The organism is Halomonas sp. AOP27-A1-41 (genome assembly GCF_052378605.1).
Lineage (GTDB): Bacteria > Pseudomonadota > Gammaproteobacteria > Pseudomonadales > Halomonadaceae > Vreelandella > Vreelandella citrativorans.
In genome coordinates, this window is record NZ_JBQSXT010000014.1 from 43920 (window position 1) to 70909 (window position 26990).

The 26990-nt window shown below is 53.8% G+C and carries 24 protein-coding genes and 1 pseudogene; 15 read left to right on the plus strand and 10 right to left on the minus strand.

The window, feature by feature from the left end; translation table 11 throughout:
- Nucleotides 1-38 precede the first annotated feature (38 nt).
- Nucleotides 39-941: a LysR family transcriptional regulator gene (locus ACT3TC_RS10780; RefSeq protein ID WP_444640055.1), complete on the plus strand. Its 903-nt coding sequence runs from the start codon at nucleotides 39-41 to the stop codon at nucleotides 939-941.
- A 28-nt stretch (nucleotides 942-969) separates the two neighbouring features.
- Here ACT3TC_RS10780 and mmuM read toward each other — a convergent pair whose 3' ends face one another.
- The 3 genes from mmuM to ACT3TC_RS10795 all read right to left on the minus strand — a co-directional run bounded on the left by mmuM (nucleotide 970) and on the right by ACT3TC_RS10795 (nucleotide 4649).
- Nucleotides 970-1929: a homocysteine S-methyltransferase gene (mmuM, locus tag ACT3TC_RS10785; protein ID WP_444640057.1), complete on the minus strand. Its 960-nt coding sequence runs from the start codon at nucleotides 1927-1929 to the stop codon at nucleotides 970-972.
- Nucleotides 1926-3368 (minus strand): amino acid permease, encoded by a 1443-nt coding sequence (locus ACT3TC_RS10790; protein WP_444640058.1) that lies wholly within the window; start codon nucleotides 3366-3368, stop codon nucleotides 1926-1928. The genes mmuM and ACT3TC_RS10790 overlap by 4 nt, the downstream gene beginning before the upstream one ends.
- A 345-nt stretch (nucleotides 3369-3713) precedes the next feature.
- Nucleotides 3714-4649, minus strand: coding sequence for a LysR family transcriptional regulator (locus tag ACT3TC_RS10795; protein WP_444640060.1), 936 nt, complete (start codon nucleotides 4647-4649; stop codon nucleotides 3714-3716).
- Between the two features lie 86 nt (nucleotides 4650-4735).
- Here ACT3TC_RS10795 and ACT3TC_RS10800 point away from each other — a divergent pair, with 86 nt between their 5' ends.
- Nucleotides 4736-5719: an aldo/keto reductase gene (locus ACT3TC_RS10800; RefSeq protein ID WP_444640061.1), complete on the plus strand. Its 984-nt coding sequence runs from the start codon at nucleotides 4736-4738 to the stop codon at nucleotides 5717-5719.
- A gap of 23 nt (nucleotides 5720-5742) precedes the next feature.
- On the opposite strand, the gene ACT3TC_RS10805 is transcribed toward ACT3TC_RS10800, so the two are convergent.
- A complete protein-coding gene (locus tag ACT3TC_RS10805) occupies nucleotides 5743-6372 on the minus strand; it encodes a LysE family translocator (RefSeq protein ID WP_444640062.1) in 630 nt (209 codons plus the stop codon).
- Nucleotides 6373-6585: 213 nt separating this feature from the next.
- Here ACT3TC_RS10805 and ACT3TC_RS10810 point away from each other — a divergent pair, with 213 nt between their 5' ends.
- The 5 genes from ACT3TC_RS10810 to ACT3TC_RS10830 all read left to right on the plus strand — a co-directional run bounded on the left by ACT3TC_RS10810 (nucleotide 6586) and on the right by ACT3TC_RS10830 (nucleotide 12355).
- Nucleotides 6586-6804, plus strand: a complete 219-nt coding sequence (locus ACT3TC_RS10810) for a hypothetical protein (RefSeq protein ID WP_444640063.1) — start codon at nucleotides 6586-6588, stop codon at nucleotides 6802-6804.
- 396 nt (nucleotides 6805-7200) lie between these two features.
- Nucleotides 7201-9024 carry a CocE/NonD family hydrolase gene (locus tag ACT3TC_RS10815; RefSeq protein WP_444640064.1) on the plus strand — a complete coding sequence of 608 codons (1824 nt, stop codon included), beginning with the start codon at nucleotides 7201-7203 and terminating at the stop codon, nucleotides 9022-9024.
- 105 nt (nucleotides 9025-9129) lie between these two features.
- Nucleotides 9130-10446 carry a short-chain fatty acid transporter gene (locus ACT3TC_RS10820; RefSeq protein ID WP_444640066.1) on the plus strand — a complete coding sequence of 439 codons (1317 nt, stop codon included), beginning with the start codon at nucleotides 9130-9132 and terminating at the stop codon, nucleotides 10444-10446.
- Between the two features lie 83 nt (nucleotides 10447-10529).
- The gene (locus ACT3TC_RS10825; RefSeq protein WP_193053946.1) at nucleotides 10530-11210 is read left to right on the plus strand and encodes a GntR family transcriptional regulator; all 681 of its coding nucleotides are present in this window, start codon (nucleotides 10530-10532) and stop codon (nucleotides 11208-11210) included.
- 209 nt (nucleotides 11211-11419) lie between these two features.
- A complete protein-coding gene (locus ACT3TC_RS10830; protein WP_444640068.1) occupies nucleotides 11420-12355 on the plus strand; it encodes a glycerophosphodiester phosphodiesterase in 936 nt (311 codons plus the stop codon).
- A gap of 52 nt (nucleotides 12356-12407) precedes the next feature.
- Here the strand turns inward: ACT3TC_RS10830 and ACT3TC_RS10835 are convergent, their stop codons facing one another.
- Nucleotides 12408-13301: a dihydrodipicolinate synthase family protein gene (locus tag ACT3TC_RS10835; RefSeq protein WP_444640070.1), complete on the minus strand. Its 894-nt coding sequence runs from the start codon at nucleotides 13299-13301 to the stop codon at nucleotides 12408-12410.
- Between the two features lie 196 nt (nucleotides 13302-13497).
- Here ACT3TC_RS10835 and ACT3TC_RS10840 point away from each other — a divergent pair, with 196 nt between their 5' ends.
- From ACT3TC_RS10840 to dusA, 7 genes are all read left to right on the plus strand, one after another.
- Entirely contained in the window at nucleotides 13498-14331 is an 834-nt protein-coding gene (locus ACT3TC_RS10840) for a helix-turn-helix domain-containing protein (RefSeq protein WP_444640071.1), read from the plus strand.
- A gap of 13 nt (nucleotides 14332-14344) precedes the next feature.
- Entirely contained in the window at nucleotides 14345-14953 is a 609-nt protein-coding gene (locus ACT3TC_RS10845) for a LysE family translocator (RefSeq protein WP_444640073.1), read from the plus strand.
- A gap of 202 nt (nucleotides 14954-15155) precedes the next feature.
- Nucleotides 15156-15308: a type II toxin-antitoxin system HicA family toxin gene (locus tag ACT3TC_RS10850; protein WP_444640075.1), complete on the plus strand. Its 153-nt coding sequence runs from the start codon at nucleotides 15156-15158 to the stop codon at nucleotides 15306-15308.
- An 85-nt stretch (nucleotides 15309-15393) separates the two neighbouring features.
- Entirely contained in the window at nucleotides 15394-15645 is a 252-nt protein-coding gene (locus ACT3TC_RS10855; protein ID WP_444640077.1) for a type II toxin-antitoxin system HicB family antitoxin, read from the plus strand.
- Nucleotides 15618-15809, plus strand: coding sequence for a type II toxin-antitoxin system HicB family antitoxin (locus tag ACT3TC_RS10860; RefSeq protein WP_444640079.1), 192 nt, complete (start codon nucleotides 15618-15620; stop codon nucleotides 15807-15809). The genes ACT3TC_RS10855 and ACT3TC_RS10860 overlap by 28 nt, the downstream gene beginning before the upstream one ends.
- A 233-nt stretch (nucleotides 15810-16042) precedes the next feature.
- Nucleotides 16043-16354: a hypothetical protein gene (locus ACT3TC_RS10865; RefSeq protein ID WP_444640080.1), complete on the plus strand. Its 312-nt coding sequence runs from the start codon at nucleotides 16043-16045 to the stop codon at nucleotides 16352-16354.
- Nucleotides 16355-16735: 381 nt separating this feature from the next.
- A complete protein-coding gene (gene dusA / locus ACT3TC_RS10870; RefSeq protein ID WP_444640081.1) occupies nucleotides 16736-17785 on the plus strand; it encodes a tRNA dihydrouridine(20/20a) synthase DusA in 1050 nt (349 codons plus the stop codon).
- Nucleotides 17786-17829: 44 nt separating this feature from the next.
- Here dusA and ACT3TC_RS10875 read toward each other — a convergent pair.
- Nucleotides 17830-19283: pseudogene (locus tag ACT3TC_RS10875) on the minus strand (catalase).
- Nucleotides 19284-19482: 199 nt separating this feature from the next.
- The gene (locus ACT3TC_RS10880; protein WP_444640082.1) at nucleotides 19483-20514 is read right to left on the minus strand and encodes a succinylglutamate desuccinylase/aspartoacylase family protein; all 1032 of its coding nucleotides are present in this window, start codon (nucleotides 20512-20514) and stop codon (nucleotides 19483-19485) included.
- A gap of 226 nt (nucleotides 20515-20740) precedes the next feature.
- Between ACT3TC_RS10880 and ACT3TC_RS10885 the strand changes: the two genes are divergently transcribed.
- Nucleotides 20741-21352 carry a TetR family transcriptional regulator gene (locus ACT3TC_RS10885; RefSeq protein WP_441679396.1) on the plus strand — a complete coding sequence of 204 codons (612 nt, stop codon included), beginning with the start codon at nucleotides 20741-20743 and terminating at the stop codon, nucleotides 21350-21352.
- Nucleotides 21353-21539: 187 nt separating this feature from the next.
- Here ACT3TC_RS10885 and ACT3TC_RS10890 read toward each other — a convergent pair whose 3' ends face one another.
- The 3 genes from ACT3TC_RS10890 to ACT3TC_RS10900 form a co-directional block, all read right to left on the minus strand.
- The gene (locus ACT3TC_RS10890; protein WP_444640084.1) at nucleotides 21540-22214 is read right to left on the minus strand and encodes a hypothetical protein; all 675 of its coding nucleotides are present in this window, start codon (nucleotides 22212-22214) and stop codon (nucleotides 21540-21542) included.
- Between the two features lie 202 nt (nucleotides 22215-22416).
- The gene (locus tag ACT3TC_RS10895) at nucleotides 22417-25602 is read right to left on the minus strand and encodes an efflux RND transporter permease subunit (protein WP_444640086.1); all 3186 of its coding nucleotides are present in this window, start codon (nucleotides 25600-25602) and stop codon (nucleotides 22417-22419) included.
- Nucleotides 25602-26876 carry an efflux RND transporter periplasmic adaptor subunit gene (locus ACT3TC_RS10900; protein ID WP_444640088.1) on the minus strand — a complete coding sequence of 425 codons (1275 nt, stop codon included), beginning with the start codon at nucleotides 26874-26876 and terminating at the stop codon, nucleotides 25602-25604. The genes ACT3TC_RS10895 and ACT3TC_RS10900 overlap by 1 nt, the downstream gene beginning before the upstream one ends.
- Nucleotides 26877-26990 lie beyond the last annotated feature (114 nt).

Here is a 26990-nt window from a genome sequence, read left to right on the forward strand (position 1 = left end):
TAAGATGTCATCAATATGTGAGCTGGAGTCAACATTCAATGCAACAGAGCATGCCCCCCTTAAGCGCCCTGCGCGCCTTTGAGGCCACCGCCCGGCTAGGCAGCGTGACAGCCGCGGCCGATGAGCTAAGCGTGACCCACGGTGCCGTTAGTCGCCAGCTGCGTAGCCTGGATGAACATTTCGGCGTGGCGCTGTTTGCCAAAGCGGGCCGTGGCATTGAGCTAACTCACCACGGTGAACGGCTTTATCATGGCATTGGCGAGGCGTTTACCCGCTTGCGCGATAGTTGCGCGGATCTCAAGCGTGATGTAGAAGAAGCGCCCTTTACCCTCGCCTGCCCCGGCAGCCTGCTGGCGCGCTGGTTGATTCCCAGGCTGGACCGTCTGCAGCGCGACCTGCCCCAGCTCAAACTGCAGGTCGTAGTGAGCGAAAGTGAACTGCCCGCCAAGCAGGAAAATATCAGTGCTACCCTGGCCTTTTCCGAGCCGCCCTGGCCTGCGGAGGTAGACGTCGTCGAGCTAATGGCCGAGCAGATTTGCGCGGTGGCAAGCCCTCACTTGGAAGCAAAGCTTGATTCCGAACAACCCGAGACGCTCTTTTCCAGCAAGCTTTTACACACCGCTTCTCGCCCCCAGGCTTGGCCACAATGGGGCCGCGCTCAAGGGCTTGAGCTGGCGACTCTTGAAGAGGCTTTGGGTAAAGGCCAAGGGTTTGGTCATCTCTACTATTTAATCGAAGCCGCCGTGGCAGGCTTAGGCGTGGCGATTGCGCCAAGGCTATTGGTAGAAGATGACCTGAAAAATGGACGGCTCACCGCGCCCTGGGGATTTATCGAAACCCCCGCCAAGCTCTGCCTGTGGCTACCCCGCCACCACAACAGCCAGCGTAGTGAGCAGTTGGCCGAATGGCTTAAGCGGGAGTTGGGCGCTTCACACTTTTAACGCGGGAAAAGCCCACCCCCCTGGCCAACTAAAGCGACTGCCGCCACTGGGCCAGTGCCCGAATATCATCAGGTGTTGTACGGCAGCAGCCACCGATACCCGCAGCCCCTGCTGCCAACCACTGCTCCACCCCTTGGGCCAAGCCAGAAGGCCCCGTGGCGGTGTGATCACACGGTGCCGGGTGCCAGGTTTTGGTCGCCGCGTTATACAGCTCGCCCGAGTTGGGGTACACCAGCACAGGCAGGTCACACTGGCGTTTGATCGCCGCGACCAATGATTCGATATGCGCAAGCGCGGTGCAGTTTATGCCAATCGCTGCCACGCCCGGGCAGTTGGCCAGTGCTGCGGCACACGCCTCAATCGGCGTTCCATCGCTGATATGTTCACCATCCTTGGCCGAGAAGGTCACCCAGGCTTGGGCGCCGTGGTGTTCAGCCAACAGATCAGTGATTGCCAACGCCTCCTCTAGTGAGGGCAGAGTTTCTACCGCAAGCAGATCAGCGCCCGAGGCCAGCAGCAGCTCGAAACGCTCGCGATGAAACTCAACCAGCCCGGCACGATCCAGATCATAGCCGCCGCGGTACTCGCTGCCATCTGCTAGATAAGCGCCATACGGGCCAACGGACGCGGCCACCAGCGGCTTGGGGCGGTCGGTTTGCCCCGGCTGCCACACCGCATCGCGCGCCTGCTGCGCCAACGTGACCGACCGCTGAATCAGCTCCCGCGCCTGCTGGGCGGTCATTCCCGCTTGCATAAAACCGGGCACCGTGGCCTGGTAGCTGGCGGTAATGGCACAGTCGGCACCGGCTTCGAAATACGCCTGATGCACCTGGCGAATCTTCTCCGGCGCCTGAGCCAGCAGGCGCGCCGACCACAGGCTATCATTGAGATCACAGCCCAGCGCTTCCAGCTCAGTGGCAAGCGCCCCGTCGATGACCATAAAGGGTGCGTCCGCCAACAGAGCCTTGATCGGATTTGATTCACTCATACTCTTTTCTCCTCAGCCGCGGTATTCAGGTGGACAGGGGATTGAACGACCTTACGATGGTGCAGAAAATACGCCAGGTAACACAGGCCGATGAACGGCACCCCGAAGTAGAGCGCCACGCGCTGCTGCGGATCAAACGCAATACCGATGCACGCCGCCAGACAAGCCGCAAACGCGATCAGCGGCACCCAGGGGTAGAACGGCGTGCGGTAGACCAGGTCTTCAAGCCGCCCGCCTTCGCGCAGATAGTGGCGGCGGAAGTTGAGCTGGCTGAGCGCAATCGCCATCCACACCACTACCACGGCCAAGCCAGAAATCGAGACCAGCACCAGGTAGACGGTTTCCGGTGCGTAGACGCTTGAAAACAGTGCACCGAAGCCGCCGATCATGCTGAGCAGCAGCGCATTCATCGGGATGCCGCGCTTGTTGAGCCGACCCAGCGACTTGGGCAAAGTGCCTTGATCCGACAGCGTCCAAAGCATGCGTGATGAGGCATAAAGCCCGGAGTTGGCCGCCGAGAGCAGCGCGGTGATGATCACAAAGTTCATGATGTCCGCCGCCCCGGGCACGCCCAGGCGCTGGAATACCGCGACGAAGGGACTTTGGCTAAGCCCGGCCTGGCTTTGGGGCAGCAATGCCGCAATCACGATGATGGTACCCACAAAAAATAGAATCAGCCGCCACAGCGTGGCGCGGATCGCCTTGGGCACATTGCGCGCCGGGTCCACGGTTTCCCCGGCGGCAATACCAATAAGCTCCGTGCCGGAAAACGCGAACATCACCGCCAGTAACGTAGTGCCGATCGCCAACAGACTCGGCGACATGGCGCCCTCGCCCCAAAAGGCCGAAAGCCCCGGCGATGCTACCGCAGCGCCGCTTGAGTCCTGCAGCGGCACCCAGCCAATAATCGCGCCTGCCCCGACGATCACAAACACCACCACCGCAATTACCTTGATCAACGACAGCCAGAACTCGGACTCGGCAAAGAAGCGTGAGGTAAACGCATTCACTCCAAACACAATAGCTGCGAACAGCCCGCTCCAGTACCAGCCGGGGATATCAGGAAACCAGCGTCCCATAAACACCGCTGCCGCGGTAAACTCCGACCCCAGCGCCACCGTCCAGGTGAGCCAGTACATCCAAGCCACCATATAGCCGGTACCAGGGCCAATATAGCGGCTGGCGTGGGCACTGAAGGCACCGGAATCCGGCATATGCACCGCCAGCTCTCCCAGACACATCATCACCAACCAGGCAACAATGCCACCTACCAGATAGGCCAGCACGGCCCCAGTCGGCCCTGCCTGCTGCACGGTATAGCCGGAACTTAAAAACAGCCCGGTGCCAATCACGCCCCCTAACGAGAGCATTACCAAGTGGCGCGTCTGCATACTGCGCTTGAAGTGCGCGCCTTGTTGCTCGCTCATTTGCTCACCCATGGTGGCTTCCCTATCAATCGCTAACGGGCCAACGCAGGCCCTGCCTATGGTCCAGCGTAAAAAAGGTGGCTATATTAGAGCATTCAAAATCCACAAAAAAGCATAAAAAAACTATTTTATATTCTTATTTTAAATATGAGTTTTTAACGGCTATAACCGTGCATGCAAAAAAGCAACGCCATTGCCTGAAACAGGAGCCAGTTGCATCAAATGGGCCGGTGTCATTCCAGGCCGCCATAACGCTTTCGAGACTAACATTCTCGCTTTTCCAGAGAGGGATGACCTGGCTCCAGACGTTGTGGATGTGTTCCATGACCATGTGCTAACCATAAGCATTCTCCATGGCTATGATCCACTCAAGCATGTGCGATTCCTGGTAACCAGATCAGCCATAAAATCTGCTACGGCACGAATTCGGCCTGATTGAGTCACGTCAGCTTGGATAACAAGGTAAATAGGCTGATCAGCACCAAGCGCTGAAGTCACACAAACAAGCCCAGCATTCAGCGCTACAAAATGAGGCAGTACAGCCAATCCAAGCCCGGCTTTGGCGGCTGCTACTTGGGTCGATACCGAGGTGGTAGTTAAAGCAGGCTCCCGCCCCTGCAAAATTCGCTCGCTCCACTGCGCGGCAGGCAGGTGTGACTGCATTTCGCCCCAAGTGATAAAAGCATCAGAATCATAGTCGCCAGCATCGGGGCTGGACTTACGCTGCGCGACGTAATCAACGCTACCGTAAAGTCCGTAGCCCAATGTACCAATCCGGCGAAGCGTAACGTGCCCTCGCTCGGGTTTGACCATTCTGATGGCTAGATCCGCATCGCGACGGTGCAGGTTAACGGTACTAATGTCCGTGACAAGCTCCAGCGTAATACCGGGGTACTGCCTGCGGAATTCGGGTAAAGCGGGCAAAATAAGCTCGGTTGCCAGGTTTTCTGCGGTGGCCAAACGCACTCGGCCGGTCATCTGCGCCTGCATGGAAACGCCAGTGGTAAATGCAGCTGCGGCAGCTTCCAGCGCTTCAGCCTTTTCGATTAGCCCAGCCCCCTCTTCGGTTAGCTGATAGCCCGACTGCTGGCGTACAAAAAGCGGCAAATGCAACGCTTGCTCAAGCCGTTCGATACGTCGGGAAAGCGTGGCGATGCCTAAATGCAGCTCCGCTGCTGCGCCGCTTAGCGTGCCGTGGCGGGCTACCGCTAAAAAGGTACGCGTATCGTCCCACACCCAGCCACGTGGCATGTGTTTTTCAAAATCGGAAATCTCTTTACCTATATCGTTCATTTTTTTCATTAATGGATAATGCCACGCTGTCTTTCCATTACTCAATAACTCAATAACTACCTATTGGCGACTTAAGGAGAGACACCATGGAAAAACGCATGCTGGGTACTGACCTGTCTGTTTCTGCCATTGGTCTGGGCTGCATGGGCATGAGCGAATTTTACGGCCCCCGCGATGACAGTAAGTCGCTGCGGGTGCTTGCGCGCGCCGTAGAGCTGGGTATCGACTTCTTCGATACCGCGGATATGTACGGGCCGCACCATAATGAGGAGTTGCTGGGCCGCTTTCTAGCGAGCCGGTCATCCAATATTCAGATCGCGACCAAGTTTGGCATTGTGCGCAACCCCGGTGAGTATAAGCGCAGCTTGAACAACAGTGCCGACTACGCCCGTACCGCCTGCGAGGCATCACTACGGCGGCTGGGTGTTGAGAAAATTGACCTTTATTATGTCCATCGCCTTAATCCCGATGAACCCGTTGAAGAGACAATGGAAGGCTTAGTACAGCTGGTTAAGGCAGGCAAGATTGCGCGTATTGGGCTGTGTGAGGTTAGTGCGGATACGCTACGCCGGGCACATTCGGTTCATCCGATTACCGCCGTACAAACCGAATATTCACTCTGGACCCGCGACGTTGAACAAACAGTACTGCCTGCGTGTAATGAATTGGGGGTTGGCTTTGTGCCCTATTCGCCGCTTGGCCGAGGATTTTTAACCGGCAGGTTTCAGGCGTCAGCGGATTTCAGCGAAGGGGATTTTCGCCCTAACCTGCCGCGTTTTAGTGAAATAGCCTTAGACGCTAACCGTCGATTGGCGGATGTGGTCGCTGAGTTGGCCACGCAAAAAGGCTGCACGCCCGCCCAGCTGTCACTAGCTTGGCTGCTATCTAAAGGCTCCAACATAGTTCCAATTCCCGGAACCAAACAGCTGCGCTACCTTGAGGAGAATACAGCCGCCACGCAGATAACGCTGACCACCGAGGAACAGCAGCAGCTGGAAGCGGCCACCGAGCGCCTGCCGGTCGTCGGTGATCGCTATACCGCAGAAGGTATGAAGGGCGTCAATGTATAAGCAGCAGGATTAATAACACCTCTTTACTGGTTGGACACCATTAACGTTCCCCCGGCGGCGATAAACAGGCCGCCGGTGGCGCGATTGAAGCGCTTGTAGCGGCGCGGGCTTTGAAACCAGCGGCTAATGCTGGAGCCAAGTCCTGCGTAGGTCGACATCAGGGTAAAATCGATCACCAGCCAGGTCACGGCCAGTATCACGAACTGAATCAGCTGCGGCTGGCTGACATCGATAAAGTTGGGAAAGAGCGCAGCGAAGAACAACAGATCCTTGGGATTGCTGATGCCTACCATAAAACCACGTCGAAAGAGGGTTTTCATCGGTATACGCTGCTTGCCAGCGGCTGAAGGGCTCTGAATATCGATCCCCGAGGAATCCCGCCAGGCCGCGATACCCAAGTAGATCAGATAAGCCCCACCGAACAGTTTCAGAATATAAAAGGCACTCTCCGAAGCGGCCAGAATGGCGCCCAACCCCAGTGAAGAAACCATCATCAGGACCAATGAAGACAAGGCGCCGCCCAGCACGGTCGCGGTCGTGTACTTTCGGCCAAACTTAAGCCCATGGCTTGTACAAAGCAGCGCCACCGGCCCCGGAAAAATGATCAAGGCAAAGATGACGCCCACGTAGGTCAGCCAAGTCAACGTATCCACGCTGCGCTCCTTGTTAATTGAAGAAAGGTAATAATGTAAGGTAATAGCGCATCGCCTTACGTTTTCGCTCTTATTTACCTCATTCGCGTCGCCATATTCGTCAAACGACCAATAACGTATACCTTACAACGAGCGGGATACCAAAAGCGATGCAGGTTTGTCCAGCGCTCTCTACCTACGTAAACTGGCGCGCCGCTTAAACAGGGCTTCATCATGAAAATCAACGTTGTGGGCAGCAGCGGCAGCGGTAAAAGCACGCTCTCCCATCAATTATCCCATGCTCTGGGCATTCCCCATATTCAGCTTGATCCGCTTTTCTGGCGCGCTGACTGGCAAGGCACGCCAGATGATGAATTTTATGGTGAACCTACACTATCAGCATATTCAGTTTGTGAGACTGACCTTCCGCAAAGAAGCACAGATGTTAATTAACCGCCTTAGCGCCCAGCCCCCCTAAATAACGCTGAAGCTGAGATTCTATAAAGCATGCTCTTTCGCCAAGATACATAGCATGTCAGCGTTAATAATATTTAATCTCGCCACCCTTTTTCACCACCTCCTTATCAGACGTAGCACTCTTTCGCTTAAATGAGTATTGCCCGCCGCCAATACTCGCCCTCCTTCTAACAGATTGTTAAAGCTTAATAAAAAACCTTCAGCCTATATTTTCCTGCTTAATAGACCGTCTCTCCCCTTTCCACTAGCGCTCGTACAATTGCGTTAATTCATCAGTAGCAGCTGATAAAAATTTCAAAATCATTTATTTGACATGTCAAAATAATAAATACAACATCTCAAAAATACTAAACATAAAAACGGAGCCTTAGCATGGCGAATACACCTCTATTTAAGCCTGAATCCTGGCTGGAAAAGCGATCTCCAAGCTATGAGGGGCAGCGCCTGATATCGCGCTATCTCACAATGCGTGACGGCATCGATATCGCTATTGATATCCACTTGCCAGGCATTCAGGAAGATGATAATCGCTTCCCAGTGATCGCTTTTTTCACGCCCTATTATCGACGCATGAAGCTAAAACCGGGCGCGCCAGAAGGTGTTGAAGATTGCCCCAATATCGCCGTTTTTAGGTCCTTGCTTCTTTCTCGGGGCTACGCCCTTGCCGCGGTAGATGTGCGTGGTAGCGGCGCATCGTTTGGGGTTCGTACGGGGCTTCGTTCGCCCAAGGAACGTGGGGATTACCTGGAAATTATTGATTGGGTTAGCCAGCAGGATTGGTGTAACGGCGCTATTGGTATAACCGGCATCTCGTATCTGGGAGCTGCTGCCGACTTTACAGCCTCTTGGGCACACCCAGCGGTCAAGGCAATCGTGCCTCACTCATCGGTATGGGATACTTGGTCGAACCAGCTCTACCCAGGCGGGGTAATGTGCCGCCGCTTAGTGAAAGAGTACGGCAACCTGATGGATGCGCTAGATGACAATGCGGCCGAGGATCGAGACAAATTCCCGTATTTCAAAGGGGAGCACTATGACGGCCCTGCCCCTGTCGATGGTGATACCAATGGCCGCCAGTTAAAGGCTGCGCTTGAAGACCATACGGCTAACTTTGATATGGCGGACTTTGTTCATCAGTTCCCATTTCGTGACCGCCCCCTGCATACCGACCCGGACTTTAGCTCTGCCATTATCAGCCCCTATTACTATGCCAATCGCAAAGCGGACCATCAAACAGCGGTGTATACCATCTCGGGTTGGATGGATGGCCACTATGCTCGCGGTGCCGCGCTTCGCTATGAGTGGCAGCAAAATCCGCAAAAGCGCCTAATGCTGGGGGCTTGGGATCATGGTGGCCGTTCAGGATCCAGCCCTTACCGACACGAGCCGCAACCGCAGTCCAAAGCCTTGTCGGAAACACTGCGTTTCTTCGACGAACACTTGATGGATTTGGACACCGGTTTACGCAACGAACTTCCAGTGCATTACTACACCGTTGGCGAAGAACGCTGGAAATCAGCTTCCGAGTGGCCGCCTGCAAGTACCCAATGGCGGACGCTCTATTTTCAGGAAGGACATAAGCTTAGCGAGGCAACCCCTAACGCCCTGCACGGTAGTGATCGTTACGTAGGCGATTATCGCTGCGGAACGGGCAATCAGTCTCGCTATAACCGGCTCTATGCTCAGAACGTTGAACACTACTATGCGGATTGGCATGGTCGTGATGAGCGAATGCTGTGCTATACCACCGACACGCTGACAGCCGATATGGAGCTAACCGGCCACCCGGTTATCCGGCTGAACCTGCAAAGCGATACACAAGATTGCGCTCTGTTCGTCTATATCGAGGATATCGATGAGAATGGTCGCGCCGCTTATGTCACTGAAGGGGTATTCCGAGCGCTACATCGGCGCATTGCGGAAAGCCATCCTAACCTGCCAGCCATTGGGCCAAATCATAGTTTCAACGAACGTGATGCTCGTTATCTGATTCCTGGCGAATGCAGCGAAATTGCGTTTGATTTGTTGCCTACATCCTGGCTTTTCAAAGCAGGCCATCGGTTGCGTATCGCTATTGCGTTAGCCGACAGCGATCATTTTTCACGTATTCCGGACGGTGTCATACCCACGATTGATATCCACCGAAATGCTTTGCATGCGTCGGCTATCGAGCTTCCGATCATGCCCCGCTCATAAAACACTAAAGACGTGCTCTCACTAGGTTGAGGGCACCCTAAAAATAATCGTTGTTTAGAGCGCTCAGCCATAACACTTCATAAAACAAACGAATAGGGTCTTTATATGCAAACGTTGACACGGCTTTGTCTGAAGTTTGTTCAAACCTGCCTACCTAATGCACTGCTCTTGGCCATTGCCCTTAGCGTTGCAGTTTTTTTAATGGGTATGCTGCTCGAAGGACAAAGCGCTCATACCATGTTAAATGGCTGGGGCGATGGGTTTTCGAACCTTTACCAATTTGCCATGCAAATGTCGTTGATATTACTGACGGGCTTCGTCATGGCAAAAACACCGATCATCGCTCGCATGATCGACCGGCTTGCCTCTGTGCCTAAAACAGCGGGCCAGGCTGCTGGTCTTGTCGCCGTTGTTTCAATGGTAACGTTCTACATCAACTGGGGTTTCGGCATGATCGTTGGGGCCTTTTTGGCCCGCGAGATGGCTCGCAGAGTGCCTGGACTGCACTTTCCTCTGGCGGTAGCCGCCGCCTATTCGGGGGAGATTATTCGCGGCACAACGGCATCGATCCCGTTATTGATGGCCTCAGAAGGCAACTTTATGCAGGATGTGGTGGGTATTATTCCTATCACCGAAACCCTCTATGCCTGGTGGAACATCGCCCTTTCCCTAGTACTTCTGGGCCTTCTGTACTTTGTGTTCTCCCGCGTTAAACCAGAAGCTAGCGAAATCAAGCAATATAAGGGAGAGCCGCTCAACAACACCGTCGAAAAAGTCGATACACGAGGAATGCCTTGGGTCGAGAAACTTGAACACAACCGGCTGCCCAATCTGATTCTCGCCCTATTACCGATTGGTTATTTGGCGGTCAATTTTCATCAATTAGGTTTTACACTCAATCTCAACTTAGTGATTCTGATCTTTCTTTCCATCGGCCTCATATTGCAACCCAGCCCGGCAAGTCTCGGGGCAGCGGTCAAGGAAGGTATTCTAGCGTGCCGTGGTATTATTCTTCAATTCCCTCTTTACGCAGGTATCGCGGGAATGGTCAAAGTCTCAGGTCTGGCTGATAGCATGGCAACCTGGTTCGTCGATATTGCCAATGTACATACCTTTCCGATTATTACCTTTATCTCGGCCGGTATCGTCAATATTTTCATTCCGTCTGGCGGGGGGCAATGGGCTATTCAGGGGCCCATTATGCTGGAGGCCGCCCAACGACTGGGTGCTGACATCCCGCAAACGATTATGGCTTTTACCTGGGGAGATGCCTGGACCAATCAGATGCAGCCTTTCTGGGCGCTACCTTTGCTTGGTGTAGCAGGCCTGTCGGCGCGTGACATCATGGGCTATTGTGTGATGTGGACGCTTATCTGTGGCGCTGCCATTATGACCACGTTTGTTCTGCTATCAATACTTTAAGCAACCAACAAGCCTCCTTAGGTAGATGCTAGAATGAGGCGGTGCTCAAGAGCACCGCCTTGCGGTTAACACGGAACAGTTTCATGGCAACTACTCATAAAATCAGTCTCAATACTCAAGCTTTCGAAACGTTAAAACACGATATTATTTCTTGTCATTTGAAGCCAGGTGCCTCAATTACCGAGGCTTGGCTAACAGAACATTACCCAATTGGTAAAGCAGCTATTCGCCATGCCTTGGCACGCCTAGCCCAACAGGGGTTAATTATTAATCAGGGGCGTCTTGGCTATACAGTTGCTTCCATTACCATCAAGAGCATTCGCGACAGCTATCATATACGTCGACTTGTAGAGCCTGAGCTTTGTCGCATGGCTGCTGGTCACCTGGATAGCAAAACTCTCGAACAGCTGCGCCATTGCTGCAAAGCTACTTATGATCATGAAAACCCTGCTCAAATGATCGCTTATTCATATGCTAATCACCAGTTTCACTGCTTGATTGCTCAAGTGGCAGGCAACCAACGTTTAACGCGACTGCTTGAAGAACTATCAGATGATCATATGCGAATTGCTTACGTCAGCATGGTGTACGGCCAAGGTAAAAAGGATTGGAGCGATGATCACACACATATTTTAGAGGCACTTAATACTGGGCAAGGTGAGCAAGCAGCAAAGCTTATGCTTGAACATTTAGCACAGAGCGAAGAAGCCATTTTACGTGCGGTACTCAACCTTCCTGAACTTCTTGAAACATCATTGAGTTAAGCCCTCGGTTTTGGCAGGTTTCTTCGAGTTAATTTAGGCGCTTTACCGTTCTTTTATCAAAAGCCTGACGCTCTACAACATTAAGATATTTAGATTATTTTTCATGCTACAGCTCCTTTTATTCTGTTACTCGATAAGTAGTCACCCCCGTTTGGCATCGCTTATTAAAACGGGTAGGGGCATAACCCATCCTTAAAAAAGGAAGCCTAATGCCACGCTATTCACTAAAAACATCCCTTTCTCTAGGCCTTTTCGCTTTCATTACCGCCCCGACTGCATTAGCAGAAACGTCTCCGCTGGAGCAACAGCTAAAAGATCTAGCGTCGTTTCAGGTGATTGCCCATCGCGGTGCAAGCGGCTATGCCCCGGAAAGCAGCATGGCAGCACTGGCGTTGGCCCATGAATGGGAAGCGGACTATCTGGAATTGGATATTCAGATGACCGCCGATGGCGAATTGGTGGCCTTTCACGATAATACCCTTGAGCGCACCAGCAACGGCGAAGGCCGCATCAACGATCATACGCTTGCCGAGCTCAACAACCTGGATGCGGGCGCCTGGTTTAACGACGCTTATCCTGACCTGGCGGATGAGGCGTTTATGGGTGCCGAGATATTAACGCTTGAAGAGGTTTTCAACCGTTTTGGTCAGAACGCCCGCTACTACTTGGAAACCAAGTCGCCCCAGTTGAACCCTGGCGTTGAAGCGGCGCTTGTTAAGCGCCTGGAAGCGTTTGATATGATCAACACCGGACGCGTTCTGGTTCAGTCGTTTGAGCAGGAGAGCCTGCTCAAGATTCACGAACTGAACGACGATATCCCACTGATTCAGTTGGTGTGGTACTCCCCCAGCACAGAGGACAGTGAACGTTTGGTTGAGTGGAGAGGCACCACGCCGGGAGCACCGGACATCACCGACGAGCACTTTCAAGCCGTGGCCGATTACGCAGTAGGCTTAGGGTCGAACTACCGTTATGAAGGCGAGCAGGTGGTCGACGAAGCGTTCATTCGCCAGGCTCAGGATAACGGCTTGGCGGTACACATCTACACAGTGAACGATACCGATCACATGCAGCAGCTCATCGACTGGGGCGTGAACGGCTTGTTTACCGACTATCCGGATCGGTTGATTGAGCTTGTCGAGTAACACGTTAAATACGCATTTGCCCAGCGTTTACTGGGCGTTTTGATGCTTTCGCCTAACGTAGATCGAGCTCTTCAATCACCTGTTCGACTCTTGCGCGCCGACTGCCTTGGAACGTGTTTAGCGGCAGCGGCAAGCAAGGCGTGCTGACCTTGCCAAGGATCTCGGCGGCGGTGGCGATAACCCGTAAGCTTCCTCCGTATTCACGGTACAGCGCCCAGAAAGGTTCTAGCTGATCAGAAAGGCGCTGCGCTATTTTAAAGTCACCCGCCTGGGCTGCTCGCGTTATCGCCAGCGCCGTTTCAGGAAATAACCCGCCCAGCACGGAATACCAACTATCGCACCCCGCCGTTAGGCCGGTGGCCGCGACGACGTCACCGCTTATCCCCAAGGTGACATCCTCCGGAATCAAAGCACGCAACCGATCAACCCGCTCGCGAGCAGCGTTGAGATTCATGCTGACCGGTGGAATCTTGATCGAGCGGACCTGAGGCAACTGGGCAATACGTCCATGCAGCTCATCGCTGAACGTAAAGTGCGTTGTGCCCGGATTATCGTAAACACACAGCGGTACGCTTAATGAACGGCAGACCGCTTCATAGTGGCTAAACACTTCGTCATCGGTCAGCGTTTGATAGGAAACCGGCGCCAGCAATACGCCGCTAGCGCCCGCTTTCTGGGCGTCTTCGGCAAGCGTCAACACGTCTCGTGTGCGCAATGCGCCAATACCGATAATCACCGGTACATCGCCTGCGCTTTCTACCGCCAGTTGAGTCACGCACCCCCTCTCCTCCCGGCTGAGATATGCATAGCTTCCGGTTGAACCCAGCACGCCGATAGAATCCACCCGCGCCTCGGCCAAACGTTCCACTAAACGGGAAAACTCGTTTTCACGAATCCCCTGCTCGTGCATGGGCGTTAATGGAAATGCACTCAGGCCGGTAAACATGGGGAGCTATCCTTTTAACGAAGGCTTAGTAGATACGTCTGAAATTACCAGACAACACGGCATGAGGGTAGCGGGACGAGAATGGGCAGGCACGAAAGGAGTAACCGACACTGATAAAGCGCAATTTTGTACAAGCTGCGCTAACACGTGAGCGTTAAACTAGCGCAATGACATTTGGATAGACGGAGGCTTAGCAATGGGAAAATCGGCAAGCCGCTTTCAGTTCACTAAAAGCCAGCACATCCCCACGCTGAAAACGCTACAGGCAGCGATGTTCGATTTTCGCTATGACCCTCATGCGCATGAGGAGTACGCCTTTGGGGTGACGCTGTCAGGTCGCCAGGACTTTTTCAGCGGTGGGCAATATCACCGTAGCCCACCGGGTAATGTAATTATCTTTAACCCGGATGACGTTCACGACGGCCAACCAGGCGGCGACCGCACGCTCGACTACGTCATGCTGTACGTTCACCCCACTCAAGTTAAGGCCCTATTTGACGACGCCCTGGGGCAGGAAACAGCATCCCACTTTCGATTCGACAGTACGCTGGTACAAGACATGGCGCTACGCGAGCGGATAACCAACGTTGCCCGATTGATTACCACATCAACCGGCAGCCAGATCGACCAGGAAAACGCGCTCTATCACGTTGTTGAACGAATCACCCAACTAGGCGGTGCTTACCAGCCTGGGCATACCTCTAGCAGGCCCGATGCACTTCTCGGATTGGCCAAAGAGTATATCCATGCGCACCTGGACACTGACCTCTCGCTTGAAGCGATTAGCCAAGCGGCACACCTTTCGAAGTTTCATTTCTTGCGACTGTTTCGTCAGCAGTTGGGCATCACTCCCTACCAGTACGTCATCAACTGCCGGGTTAATGCGGCGTGCAGCGCACTTGAAAAAGGCGCATCGCTTAGTGAGGTGACGTTTCGCTATGGCTTTACCGACCTTAGCCATTTCAACCGTCGCTTTAAACGTATTTATGGCCTTACTCCCCACCAATACCAGCACCACCTTAACGACTAACCAGAGAGCTTTTATGTTAGCTATTATCGCTTATGCCGTGGGCATCATGTATTCGCCTGGGCCTGTGAACCTGATGGGGTTAAATACAGGCGTTAATGGGCAGACAAAAACGTCGCTGGGTTTCTGCCTGGGCGTGGGCACGGCGATGCTATTACTGTTTTTACTCTTCGGCTGGGCGGGTGCTGCGTGGATTGATGGACGCCTACTCATCGCGGTTAGCGTTTTCGGCTGCGGTTATATTATTTACCTTGCCATACACATTGCGAGGGCGCGCATTGACGTTAATGCCGTATCCAGCTCGCCACTCACTCTTCGCTATCGTGACGGGCTCATTCTGCAACTACTCAACCCCAAAGGGATCGTGGCGACACTCCCCATCGCCACACTGCAGTTTCCCGCGGCGGGCATTCAAGGGCCTGGCTTGGTAGTTTGGTCGATGGGATTAGCGCTACTGGCCGCAGGCGCCCCTGGAAGCTACATGTGGATAGGCAGCCTGGTCGGTAACCGAATTGACAACCCCGCCTTCTTTAAACGCTTTAATCAGATAATGGCGGTGCTGTTGATGGGCGTCGCGCTATCTATCGCTTATGAGCATGTTTGGGTGACTTTAGTATCTGCGTAAGTAGTGGCGTAATCGTTACACCTACTTTAATAGTACCTTGAATAGTACCTTGCAGAGCCTGGATTGACGCTCACAACGGGACGGGTAAGCATTCAGCCAGAACCACCGACTATTAGCGACTACAGACCATGGGCTGGTACGGCGATCAAAGATCACGCACAACTTCAAGACCTTGTAGTTATCAGGTTATAAATGCGACCTAATGGCCTCTCAGGGTTACAATAACCCCGAGCTCAAAATAAAGGGGCAGGAGGCGGATGGCTGGGAGCTTGTCAGAATAAAAGGCAGCCACCACCACTTCAGACATCCGACCAAGCCCGGCACAGTGACCGTGCCACACCCTAAAAGGATTTAAAAATCGGGCTGGTTAAAGGAATCAGAAAAAGTGCTGGCCTTGAATGAGACTGGCCACTACTGCCCCTACTAACGGAGGTCAATGCATGTTGTTTCCCATTGCCATTGAACGCGGCGACAAAGATCATGCCTATGGCGTGGCAGTGCCCGATCTGCCCGGCTGCCACTCAGCAGGCGATACGTTTGAAGAGGCGATGATTAACGCCAAGGAGTCGATCGAGGGTTGGCTGGAAGTGGCCGTGGAATATGGCGATCCCATTCCCGAAGCTACGTCCATAGAGCATCATATGGATAACCCGGATTTCGAGGGTTGGATCTGGGCTGTGGCGGATATCTAACCCCCTACCTCGGCAAAAGTCACAAAATCAACGTCACTCTGCCCGACCTCCTGCTCAAGCAAATTGATGACTTTGTGGCCAGCCACCCCGGGGATAAAACGCGAAGCGGTTTTCTTGCGCGCGTCGCTATGGCAGAACTGACTAGAGCCCGTAAGAGCACATGAGTTCTTTAAATAAACACTCGGCCATCCATTGGCCAAGTGTTTATGGTATCCGTTTTCTATGGAAGGTAACTGATGCGTGGTGGGGCGGCGATATGGGCGGGGGTACATTATACAAAAGCATCTAACCGTACTTTTTTGGGCCTGCAGGTTTCAGAGGGCTGTTCTACGCTGTAAGCAGAAAGAGCCACGTTGGCTTTTTCAAAGCGAAGGCTCGGAACGCAAAGGAGTACGTCATGAACCATGGACAGGATAAACAGCGCAACAAGAGTGAAGAAACTCAAAAAGCCAAAGAGGTCGTCAATAAAGATACTCCTCGTGGCGATGATGCCGCCCAAAAAGCGTCTCACCATGATGAGCCGCCCCCTTATCGGCCAGATGAAAACGTTGATAACCAGAAGAGCCCAGACGCTCGCTCAGAGCCTGGCCACAACACGTCAGGCAAAGCAGCGCCCATTCCAGGCGCTCAAGTCGTTAAAGAAAAGCGCGCTCATAAAGACAATATCGATCAGCAGTCTGATAAAGCCGACCCGAAAGGAAGCGAGTAGTTTATACGCCTGCAACCTTAACGGCTCCTGCATTGTACAAAGAACCCCGTAAAGGCCATCTGTTACAGGTGGCTTTTTTTGATGCATTTATTTTTAAAATTCAATGACGCGATGACGAAGCGATGTGAGCAATCCACTCTCGAATGCCTATGCCCAACCACATGCAGCTTGGTAAAAACGTCTTGCTTTGTACTGGCTACCCTTTCTTGCGTACAATTGCCCGCCAACGAATCTTCCGCTTTTGATACGTCGCTTTGGTGTACTCCCTTTTTAGATAATTATCTGATTACGTAACCAAGGTACGAATCAGGTACACCAAGTACACCTATGTGCCGTATCAAAGGGTATTGAATATGTGTATTTATATACGACATCAAAAAGATGCAAATGGTTGATATGAACAAGTTAAGCCCAGCAGATGCGGCCCGCCGCTTTTCTGTGGCCCCTATGATGGACTGGACAACCCGCGATTATCGGGCGTTCGCACGTACGTTAACCAAGCGGGCGCTGCTGTATACCGAGATGGTGACGACGGGCGCTATTTTGCATGGCTCGCCGCGTGAGCGGTTTTTGGGCTATAGCGATGTGGAGCATCCCATTGCCTTACAGCTTGGTGGTAGCGATGCCGGGGAGCTTGCCGAGTGCGCGGCGATTGCTGAGGCGTGGGGGTATGACGAGGTTAACCTGAATGTAGGTTGCCCAAGCGACCGGGTGCAGAACAACATGATTGGCGCTTGCCTGATGGGCTACCCGGAAAAAGTCGCCGATGCCGTGCGCGCTATGCAGGCGGCAGTCTCGATTCCGGTTACGGTGAAGTGCCGTATCGGGATTGATGAGCAGGATGAAGACGCCGACCTGGCGCGCTTTATCGACATAGTCGCAGATGCCGGTTGTGAGATTTTTACTGTGCATGCGCGCAAGGCGTGGCTGAAAGGTCTATCGCCCAAAGAGAACCGCGACGTGCCGCCGCTCAATTACCCGCGTGTGCATCGTTTAAAGCAGGACCGCCCTAAGCTGCATATCGGCATCAACGGTGGGATTAAAACGCTTGAAGAGTGTCAGGCACAGCTTGAGCGTGTGGATAGCGTGATGATTGGCCGTGAAGCGTACCAAAACCCCTGGTTACTGGCTGAGGTAGATACATTGCTTTATGGCGTGCCCAGCCCAGCCGCTAGCCGGGTTGAGGCGGCCCGGGCATTTCGCCCGTATATTCAGCAGCGGTTGGATGAAGGCGCGAAGCTTAACCATATTACCCGCCATCTGCTGGGGCTTTTTCAGGGTTGCCCAGGCGGGCGGCGTTTTCGGCGTCTTCTATCGGAGCACGCACATAAAGAAGGTGCCGGGTTACGCTTGTTTGATGATGCTATCGGGTTGGTTAACGAGCCATCACAAGCGCCGATGCCAGAACAAGAACAGCCCGCCACGTCTTAACGTAGCGGGCTGTGGTGGACGGCGATTAATCCACGTTTGCGGGTTTAGTTGCCGCGTACGCCTTTTTCGATACGCTCACCAACTTCCTGGTCGATATTACGCCAGTACTCGAAGGCACGCCCCAGTACTGGCTCTGTTACGCCACCCGACAAGTGCCCCACCACGTTGGATACCAGCCGGTCACGTGCGGCGTCATCCATTACTTCACGCACCAACGTATGCGGTTGGCTCCAGTCGTCATCGTCTTTACGCGGCGTGTAGGCAGTACGTACAAGCTCACCGCTGGTCGCCCATACGGCATCTTCCGGGAAGCGCTCGCCATCGGCTTTGGGGCCGCCCTTGCTGTTCGGCGCATATACTGGGTCCGTTGCGTTATGCACCCGCATCGCCCCGCCCTGGGTATAGCTATTGACCGGGCACTTGGGCGTATTCACCGGGATATGCTTGTAGTTCACACCCAAGCGAGCCCGGTGCGCATCGGCATAGGAGATTGAGCGCGCCAGCAGCATCTTGTCGGGTGAAAGCCCAGTGCCCGGCACCATGTTGTTAGGCTCGAAGGCAGCCTGATTGATTTGGCTATGGAAGTCAGAGGGGTTTTCATTAAGGGTTAGCTTGCCCACTTCCATCAGCGGATAGTCGGCGTGGGGCCACACCTTGGTAAGGTCAAAGGGGTTATAGCGATACGTTTTGGCGTCCTCGAAGGGCATGATCTGCATCTGCAGTGTCCAGGTGGGATACTCGCCGCGTTTGATGGCTTCAAACAGGTCACGGCGGTGGTAATCCGCATCGCTACCGGCCATCTGGTCGGCCTGCTCCTGGGTCATGCACTTGATGCCCTGGTCGGTTTTGAAGTGGTACTTTACCCAGAACCGCTCACCTTCCTCGTTCACCCACATATAGGTATGGCTGGAGTAACCGTTCATGTGCCGCCACGTAGCGGGCACGCCGCGGTCGCCCATTAGCCAGGCCACCTGGTGGGCGGACTCCGGCACCAGCGTCCAGAAATCCCACTGCATATCGTGGTCACGCAGGCCGTTATCGGCGCGGCGCTTTTGCGAGTGGATAAAGTGCTGGAACTTCATCGGATCGCGGACAAAGAACACAGGGGTATTGTTACCCACCATGTCGAAGTTGCCCTCTTCGGTATAGAACTTCACCGCAAACCCGCGTGGATCACGCCAAGTATCCGGGCTGCCGCTTTCCCCTGCGACCGTTGAGAAGCGAATGAGTACGTCTGTTTTTGTGCCTTTTTTCAGAAACTTGGCTTTGGTGTACTTGCTGACATCATGGGTGACTTCAAAGTGGCCAAAAGCGCCGCTACCCTTGGCATGTGGTTGGCGGTCGGGGATCATCTCGCGGTTGAAAGCCGCCATTTGCTCCATCAGAAAATGATCGTGCAGTACAATCGGGCCATCCGGGCTACCGAAAGAGAGTGTTCATCGCTGGATACCGGAATGCCAGCCCCTGTCGTCGTATACTTGGGTTTATCGCTCGTCATCGCTTTTCCTCCATGTCACGGCTCGCACGGCACTCAAGGCACCGCTTTATAAAAACAAATCATACCTTTGTGCTTATTATTTTTAATTTAGGATAACTACTCCCTCATAGGTATAGTCAAAGGAACTGCTTCCCGCCAGCTATCTCATGTACTGCTTGGCTATTGCGCTAATAAGCTTTTTTATGGCGCTTATCAAACATTAATAGAGCGCGTCCGGGGGCGGTGTCAGGCTTGATTGAAAGCTCTCAATCGCCGTTTCGGCTTCTTCTATCTCATCAAAACGAGCAATGTGATAAAGCGCCTCACCTTCATTGGCTAACGGCAGACGGCTCATGCCAATCACAATGCCATCGGCCATCGACTTGACCTCGCTTTCTTGATTGCCAAATGGGTCGGCCACTATACCGAGCACTTCCCCCTTGGCGACACGCGCGCCCAGGCGCACTTCGGGCCTTAAAATACCGTCGATAGGTGCACGCGCCCAACTGGACCCATTGGCAAGCTCGGCAGGCGCTGGCGAGCGGCGCCGCTGTTCGCCGGTCAGCATATCCAGGCGGCGCATTACACGCAGTACGCCGCGCACACCGGGGGCAATGGCCCACTCATCAAAGCGCAGCGCTTCCCCCGCCTCATAAGTCAGTACCGGAATGCCACGCGTTTGTGCATAGTGACGCAGGCTACCTTCGCGCAGCTCTGCATTCAGAATCACCGGCGCGCCGAAGGCATCGGCCATGCGCTCGGTTTCGCTGCCTGGGCTTAACTGCGCGCGTATTTGGGGAAGGTTCGTGCGATGAATTGCGCCGGTGTGAAGATCAATAATATGCGTCGCCTGATCGACAATCTGCTCGCAAAATAGCGCCGCGATTCGCCCCCCGAGGGAGCCATTTTCACTGCCCGGGAAACAGCGGTTGAGATCGCGCCGGTCAGGCAGGTAGCGCGTTTGCTGCAGGAAACCAAAAACGTTAACCACCGGCACGGCAATCAAGGTACCTCTTAGGCTTTTGATGGCCTTTGAGCGTAATAAGCGACGTACAATTTCAACGCCATTGATCTCATCCCCGTGAATGCCACCACACACCAGTATAACGGGCCCCTCTTTACGTCCGTGTACCACTTCGACCGTAATATGCAGGGGTGTATGGGTATAAAGACGCGCCACCGGCACATCAATTTGGGAACGTTGGCCAGGCGGTATGGTGTGCCCGGCAAGTTGAAAAGGTGCTCGCGCCATCCTGAGTCTCCTTTTTTTCAGCGTGATTAACCACTAAGCAAATGGCATTAATGAGGGCATGGCGATGCGCCTACCGCACGCAGTGAGCCCCAGCGGTTTCGAGACATGAGGTTTTGATAACACAAGCCATGCGTTTAATCATCTATCCATACAGTTTTGAATGTAAAAATTACACCATATCGGATAAAATATGTTCATCTTGTGTCATTAATGAGGTTGCGTTTCCATGGCGAGAAAGACCAAAGCGGAAGCCGCTGCTACCCGAGAAGCATTGCTGGATGCCGCCGAAGAGGTATTTTTTGCAAAGGGTGTTGCACGTACATCTCTTGAGCAGGTTGCCCGCCACGCGGGATTAACCCGTGGCGCGGTCTACTGGCATTTTAAAAACAAGGGCGACCTATTTATGGCACTGGTGGAGCGCGTACATATGCCGTTCCAGTCGCTAATGGAAGCTGTCAGCAAGGCCGATGAAACTATCTCTCCAATGGAAGCCATCCGGCTTGCCTGCCATGCAGGTCTGGCGCGTCTTGAGCAACCTTCTCACCAGCGGATTCTTTCCATTTTGCTCCACCGCTGCGAGTTTTTTAGCGATATCAACCCACTTGCCATGCAGGATGATATTGGTGAAGAGTGTTATTCAGAAATGCTGATCGTGTTTAAAGAAGCGGAGCATCAGCAGTTGCTGCGTGAAGATGTAACGCCAGAGGTCGCGACGCGCATGTTGCAGTCGGCACTGGGAGGCCTTTTCCACGACTGGCTACGCACACCGGATGCGTTCTCCATACACCAACGCGGCGGCGAACTGATTGATACATTGATACGCATTATGCAACGCTAATCCATGCCATCCGCTGCAATGCAGCAACCTGCCTCTACTGGGATGACCCACCATTGTGGTGATTAGTGGCAAGCATTCAGCACCGTTGGGTAAAGCTGCACCGCCACAGACATGTCATCCATAAGGCAATGGCTAACAAGGCAGTGGCGGCGCGGATGCGAGTAGTGAACGTTAATCGCTAATAACGTTAGGTTGAGTAGCCTTCACCTTGGTGGTGATAGCGAAGACGCAACTTATTTAAACGTACCCGAGTATCCAGATAGGTTTGTTCCATTACGCTGCGATAAGCGCTCTCACCAGCGAGGTATTTCACCAGAACGCGACGCTCGCCCTCTTGTGGGCAATCTCCTTCTTTACAGTGCAGCCTGACATGGCTATTAGGCTCATCTTCAATCACTGCCATGGCAAATCCATCGCCCTGACGCCCGGACACGATAACCGTCGAACCCAACAGGCAGCGCCGCGTAAAGGGCTGATAGCGATGCAAGCCCCGGTGTAAGCGATGGCATAAGACGGCGGCAATGGGTGAAGCAACAGCAAAGGATACCCACAGGATCAGCACGCCTACCGGCACGCGCAACATGCCCAGCGATAGCCAACGCAACACTAAAAGCTCTACCGCTAATGCCAAACTCCCCGCAATCACGACAAGAAACGTCAGCGCAAGCGTCGCCGGCACACCTGCAAACCCTAACGACACCAGCGTACTGGCCATGTGATCATCGCGCAGGCTGTCGCGCTCAAATAACTCAAGAGGGGCTATTCGAAGCAGCACCAACATCCAATACAGCGCTAACAGCCCCATTAGAAACGTAAACACAATGGTTGGAAACTGTAGCGCAGCAGAAATAACAGGTTGCATGGCGTGTCCTCCTCCAGACATTTCGTCCGGTGCTGTTTCCGCCTGGGCGTATATGATGGGTCCAGGCTAAAAACGTGTGGTCTCTTTTAGCATAGTCCAAACTATTCTTTTTTGCCCTTGGCTGCCTTGATGCGAATCATTACAGCATAAAAAAACGGGCACTCCCTTTCGGTAGTGCCCGCTTATTAGTGGTGAAACGCGGTTACGGCTGGTCGTGCTCCAGTGCCGGTTTCTGGTTATCGTAATCCGGATGACGTTTACGATAGAGCCAGTCGGACACAGTGGCGATCATGGCGTAGAAGCTGGGAATAAACACGCTTCCCAAAACGGCCACAGAGGCCATGCCCACCGCAACGGTTGTCCCGATATGGTGGCTACTTACATCGCTGGCGCCGGTCGCCAAGGCCAGTGGCAAGGTACCAAAAATAAACGCAAGCGATGTCATGACGATAGGACGGAAACGCAGCTCAGCGGCCGTAATCGCGGCTTCGCGAATCGTTTTGCCCTGCTCTTTACGCTGCAGTTCGGCAAATTCCACGATCAAGATAGCGTTCTTCGCCGCAAGCCCCACGACCACCAACATACCAATCTGCACATACACACTGGTATCCAGGCCTCGCAACGCGATGCCTCCAATCCCGCCCAGGAAGGCAAACGGCGTTGCGGTAAGTACCGCCAAGGGCAACGACCAGCTTTCATACTGGGCCGCCAGGATCAGGAAGACCATCAAGATACCAAACACAATGGCAAGCATCGCTGTATTACCCATGTTTGCTTCCTGGTAAGCCGTACCGGTCCAGCCCATGCCCCAGTTAGGCCCGAGCGTATCCATGACGACTTCATTCATGGCTTCAATGGCTTGGGTAGAGCTATAGCCAGGCGCGGCGCCGCCCTGGAACTGCGCGCCGGTGTACACGCCAAAGCGTGATACGACCGATGGACCTACCTGACGCTCCAGCGTGACAAACTCAGAGAGCGGGATACGCTCGCCATTGCCACCCCGCACGAAGACACTATTTAAGTCGTCAGGCGTTTTACGGAATTGATCCTCGTTTTGTAGATACACCTGGAAGTTACGGTTTTGGTAACTAAAGAAGTTCACAAAGCCATTACCAAAGGTGTTGGATAACGCCGAGTTGATATTCTCCAGTGCCACGCCATAGCTAAGCGCTTTCTGCTGGTCGATTTCAGCTCGGTAGGAAGGCACGTTCACGTTAAAGGTGGTAAAGACCTGATTTAACGCTGGGTGCTGATTCGCCGCGCCCATAATCTGTAGTGAGGCTTCGTAAAGCTCGCGAGGTGAGGCGCCGTCAAACGACTGCAGATAGCCGGTGAACCCGCCGGTGGTAGAAAGCCCCATAATCGGCGGTACGTTAAAGGCCATGGCAGTACCGCCATCAATACTGGCCCCCAGTTGCATAATTTGCCCCACCAGGCTCGCTGCCGTTAGATCACGGTCTCCCCAGGGCACCATATTGACAAAGATAATCCCGCGCGCCGTATTGACCGAGCCTGCAAGAATATCGTAGCCCGCTATTGCCGAGGAGTATTGCACCCCGGGAATATCCTCAATAGCGGAGCTAAGCTTTGCCATGTAATTCTCGGTACGGTCAAGCGAGGCGGCATCGGGTAGCGACACGCTGACCAGCACGATGCCCTGGTCGGTTTCCGGCACCAATGTTGAGGGCGTATTGGCGTACAACCAGTAGGAGCCGGCACCGGTTGCGATCGTTAGCGCCAAGGCGAGCACCCAAAAGCGTACCAGGCGCACCACAAACCACATATAAACCGCGGTGATACCTGCAAACAAGCGATCAAATAGACGCAGAGGTGTAGTAATCGCCCGCTTGAAAGCTGACTGGCGCGAATGGTGCAAATTATGCTTGATGAAGATGGCAGACAGCGCCGGTGTAAACGTCAACGCCATTAGCGCTGACAGCGCTACCGAGATCGCGACAGTAATCGCGAACTGCTGATAGATCTGCCCAGTAAAGCCGCCCATAAACGCAACCGGTACGAAAACAGCGGCCATGATCAGTGAAGTGGCAATAACTGGCCCGCCAACCTCGCGCATGGCACGAATCGTTGCTTCTCTAACGGTAACCTCGTCATCTTCGCCTAATACACGCTCAACGTTCTCCACCACCAGTATCGCATCATCCACCACTATCCCGATTGAGAGCACCAGGGCGAATAGCGTTAGCAGGTTGATAGAAAAATCAAACAGGTAAAAGCCTGCAAAGGTACCAATCACCGACACCGGCACCACCGACATGGCAATCACGGTAAAGCGCCAGTTCTGCAGGAAGATAAACAGGATCACGATAACGATCAGGAAGGCTTCAATAAAGGTATGCAATACCGTTTCTACCGACGCATCGATAAACTGCGTGGTGTCGTACGGCGTAACATACTCAAGCCCTGGTGGGAAACGGTTGGACAGATCTGCCATGGTTTCACGCACGGCATCAGCCGTGGCCAGCGCGTTGGCGCCCGGCTGCTGGTTGATGATGATCGGCGTCATCGTTGAACCATTAAGCTGTGCATCAATGCCGTAGAATGATGCGCCCAACTCAATGCGTGCCACATCTTCCAGGCGTAGCGATGAGCCATCAGGGTTAGTGCGCAAATAGATATTACGGAAATCATCCGTATCCGATAAACGGCCACCGGCAGTGATGGTATACGTATAAGCGCGCGGGCTACCTTGCGGCGTGGCGGCTAAATTACCGGCAGGGATTTCGGTATTTTGTGAACGGATAGCATTAGCTACCTCACTCGGCGTGAGGTCGTATTGCGCCAGCTTGTCAGGGTCCATCCAGATACGCATGGCAAACTCACCACCCCCCAGCACCTCGGCATTACCTACGCCAGGCACCTGGCGTAGGTCATCGAGGATATTAAGCGTGGCGTAGTTCTGCATATACACGTTGTTGTAATCGCCGTTCGGGGACGTTAGGGCGATCAACATAAGGATCGAGTCAGAGCGCAGTGAAACGTTAACGCCCTGAGCCTGAACCTGCTCGGGCAGCTGAGAAAGCGCCCCCTGAACACGGTTATTCACGTTAATAGTGTTGATATCACCATCAGTGCCGATATCAAACGCCACACTCAAGCTCATAATGCCGTTATCAGCGCTGTTAGAGGTCATGTAAAGCATGTTCTCTACGCCGTTAATCGCCTCAGCCAGCGGTGCAGCGACCGTCTGGGCGACCGTCTCAGCGTCAGCGCCTGGGAATTGAGCCTGTACAGATACGGTGGGCGGCACCACACTTGGATACTGCTCAATGGGCAGTATCCGCATGGCCATGGCACCTATCAGCGTGAGGATAATCGCAAGTACCGTGGCGAAAATCGGCCGGCTGATAAAGAAGTTGGAGAAATTCATTATTGAGTACCCTCTTCCTCTTCCCCTGCAGGCACATCACCAGCACCCTCTGTCATTTGGGAAGCGGCAGCGGCTTGCTCTTGTTGCTCCTGAGCGTCAGCCTCTTCAACACGCTCAACTACTTCATCGGCGTCGCCATCAAACGGCTGCGGGTCAATGGCCATACCAGGCTCAATACCTGCTGGGTCGCCCACAATCACACGGTCGCCCTCTTCAAGGCCGTCAACAATGATCTGCCAAGGGCCAGCGACTTCGCCTAATTGCACCGTACGCTCGCGCGCCTGGTCATTTTCATCCAGGACAAACACGCGAGGGCCCATTAAGCCTTGGGTGACCGCAATTTCAGGTACAGCCATTACGTTAAAACGGCGCAGACCATCAAGGCGTACGCGCACAAATTGGCCGGGCAAGATAGCGCCATCCGGATTAGCAAAGCTGGCAGACGCCTGAACGGTACTGGTACCGGCATCCACGCGGGAGCCCAGGAAGTCGAGCTGACCTTCAAGTTCAGACCCGCTGGCACCGCTTACGCCGGGCACGCTTAACAGCGCGGTAATGGACGAGTCGCCCTCTTCACGCAACTGGCGGCGTAGCTCAAAGGCATCACGCTGAGGCAGTTGAAAACGCACTTCAAGCGGGTCCAGCGGGGTGATAGTGGCAAGCTCAGTTCCTGGCGTAACCAGGTTGCCAACGTTAACCTGGCTCAAGCTGATCATGCCTGACACAGGGGCCGTTACATTTGAATAGCCAAGGTCCAGGTTAGCACTGCGTAGTGCAGCCTCAGCTTGGGCAACATTGGCTTGTGCCACACGCTGGTCTGCCTGCGCCTGGTCATACTGCTGGCGGCTTACAGAATTTTGGCTGAGCAACTGCTCAAAGCGCTGGGCATCACGCTGAGCGCGGGATAACTCGGCACGGGCACTTTGCAGGTCAGCTTCACGCTGGTTAACCGTTGACTGGTAAAGGTCAGGCTCAATGGTATACAGCGAATCACCCTCTTCCACCAATTGGCCAGGCTGGAAGTGGCGCTCTTCAAGATAACCGTTAACACGTGCCACCAGCGTCACTTCACTATCGCTACGCAGTAACGAAGGGTACGATTTATTTAACGGAATATCCTGACGTACGGCTTCCGTCACTTCCACCTTATGAGGCGGAGCCTCTGGCTGCTCGGCCTGCTGCTCTTGCGATTGGTCCTGGCCACAGGCCGTCAACACTAGCGCGGCAATCAGCGTTACTAGACTCGCTCGGCGTGAGTGAATCATTTTTCTCATGCGTGGGTTCCCTTGATCTTTTCAAAACGTTGATTGACGGCGCTGGCGGCTGCCCTGGTGTCCAATGGCGCTTTATTCAAATGCAGACGACTCATAAAGCCGTGTTTTAAAAAC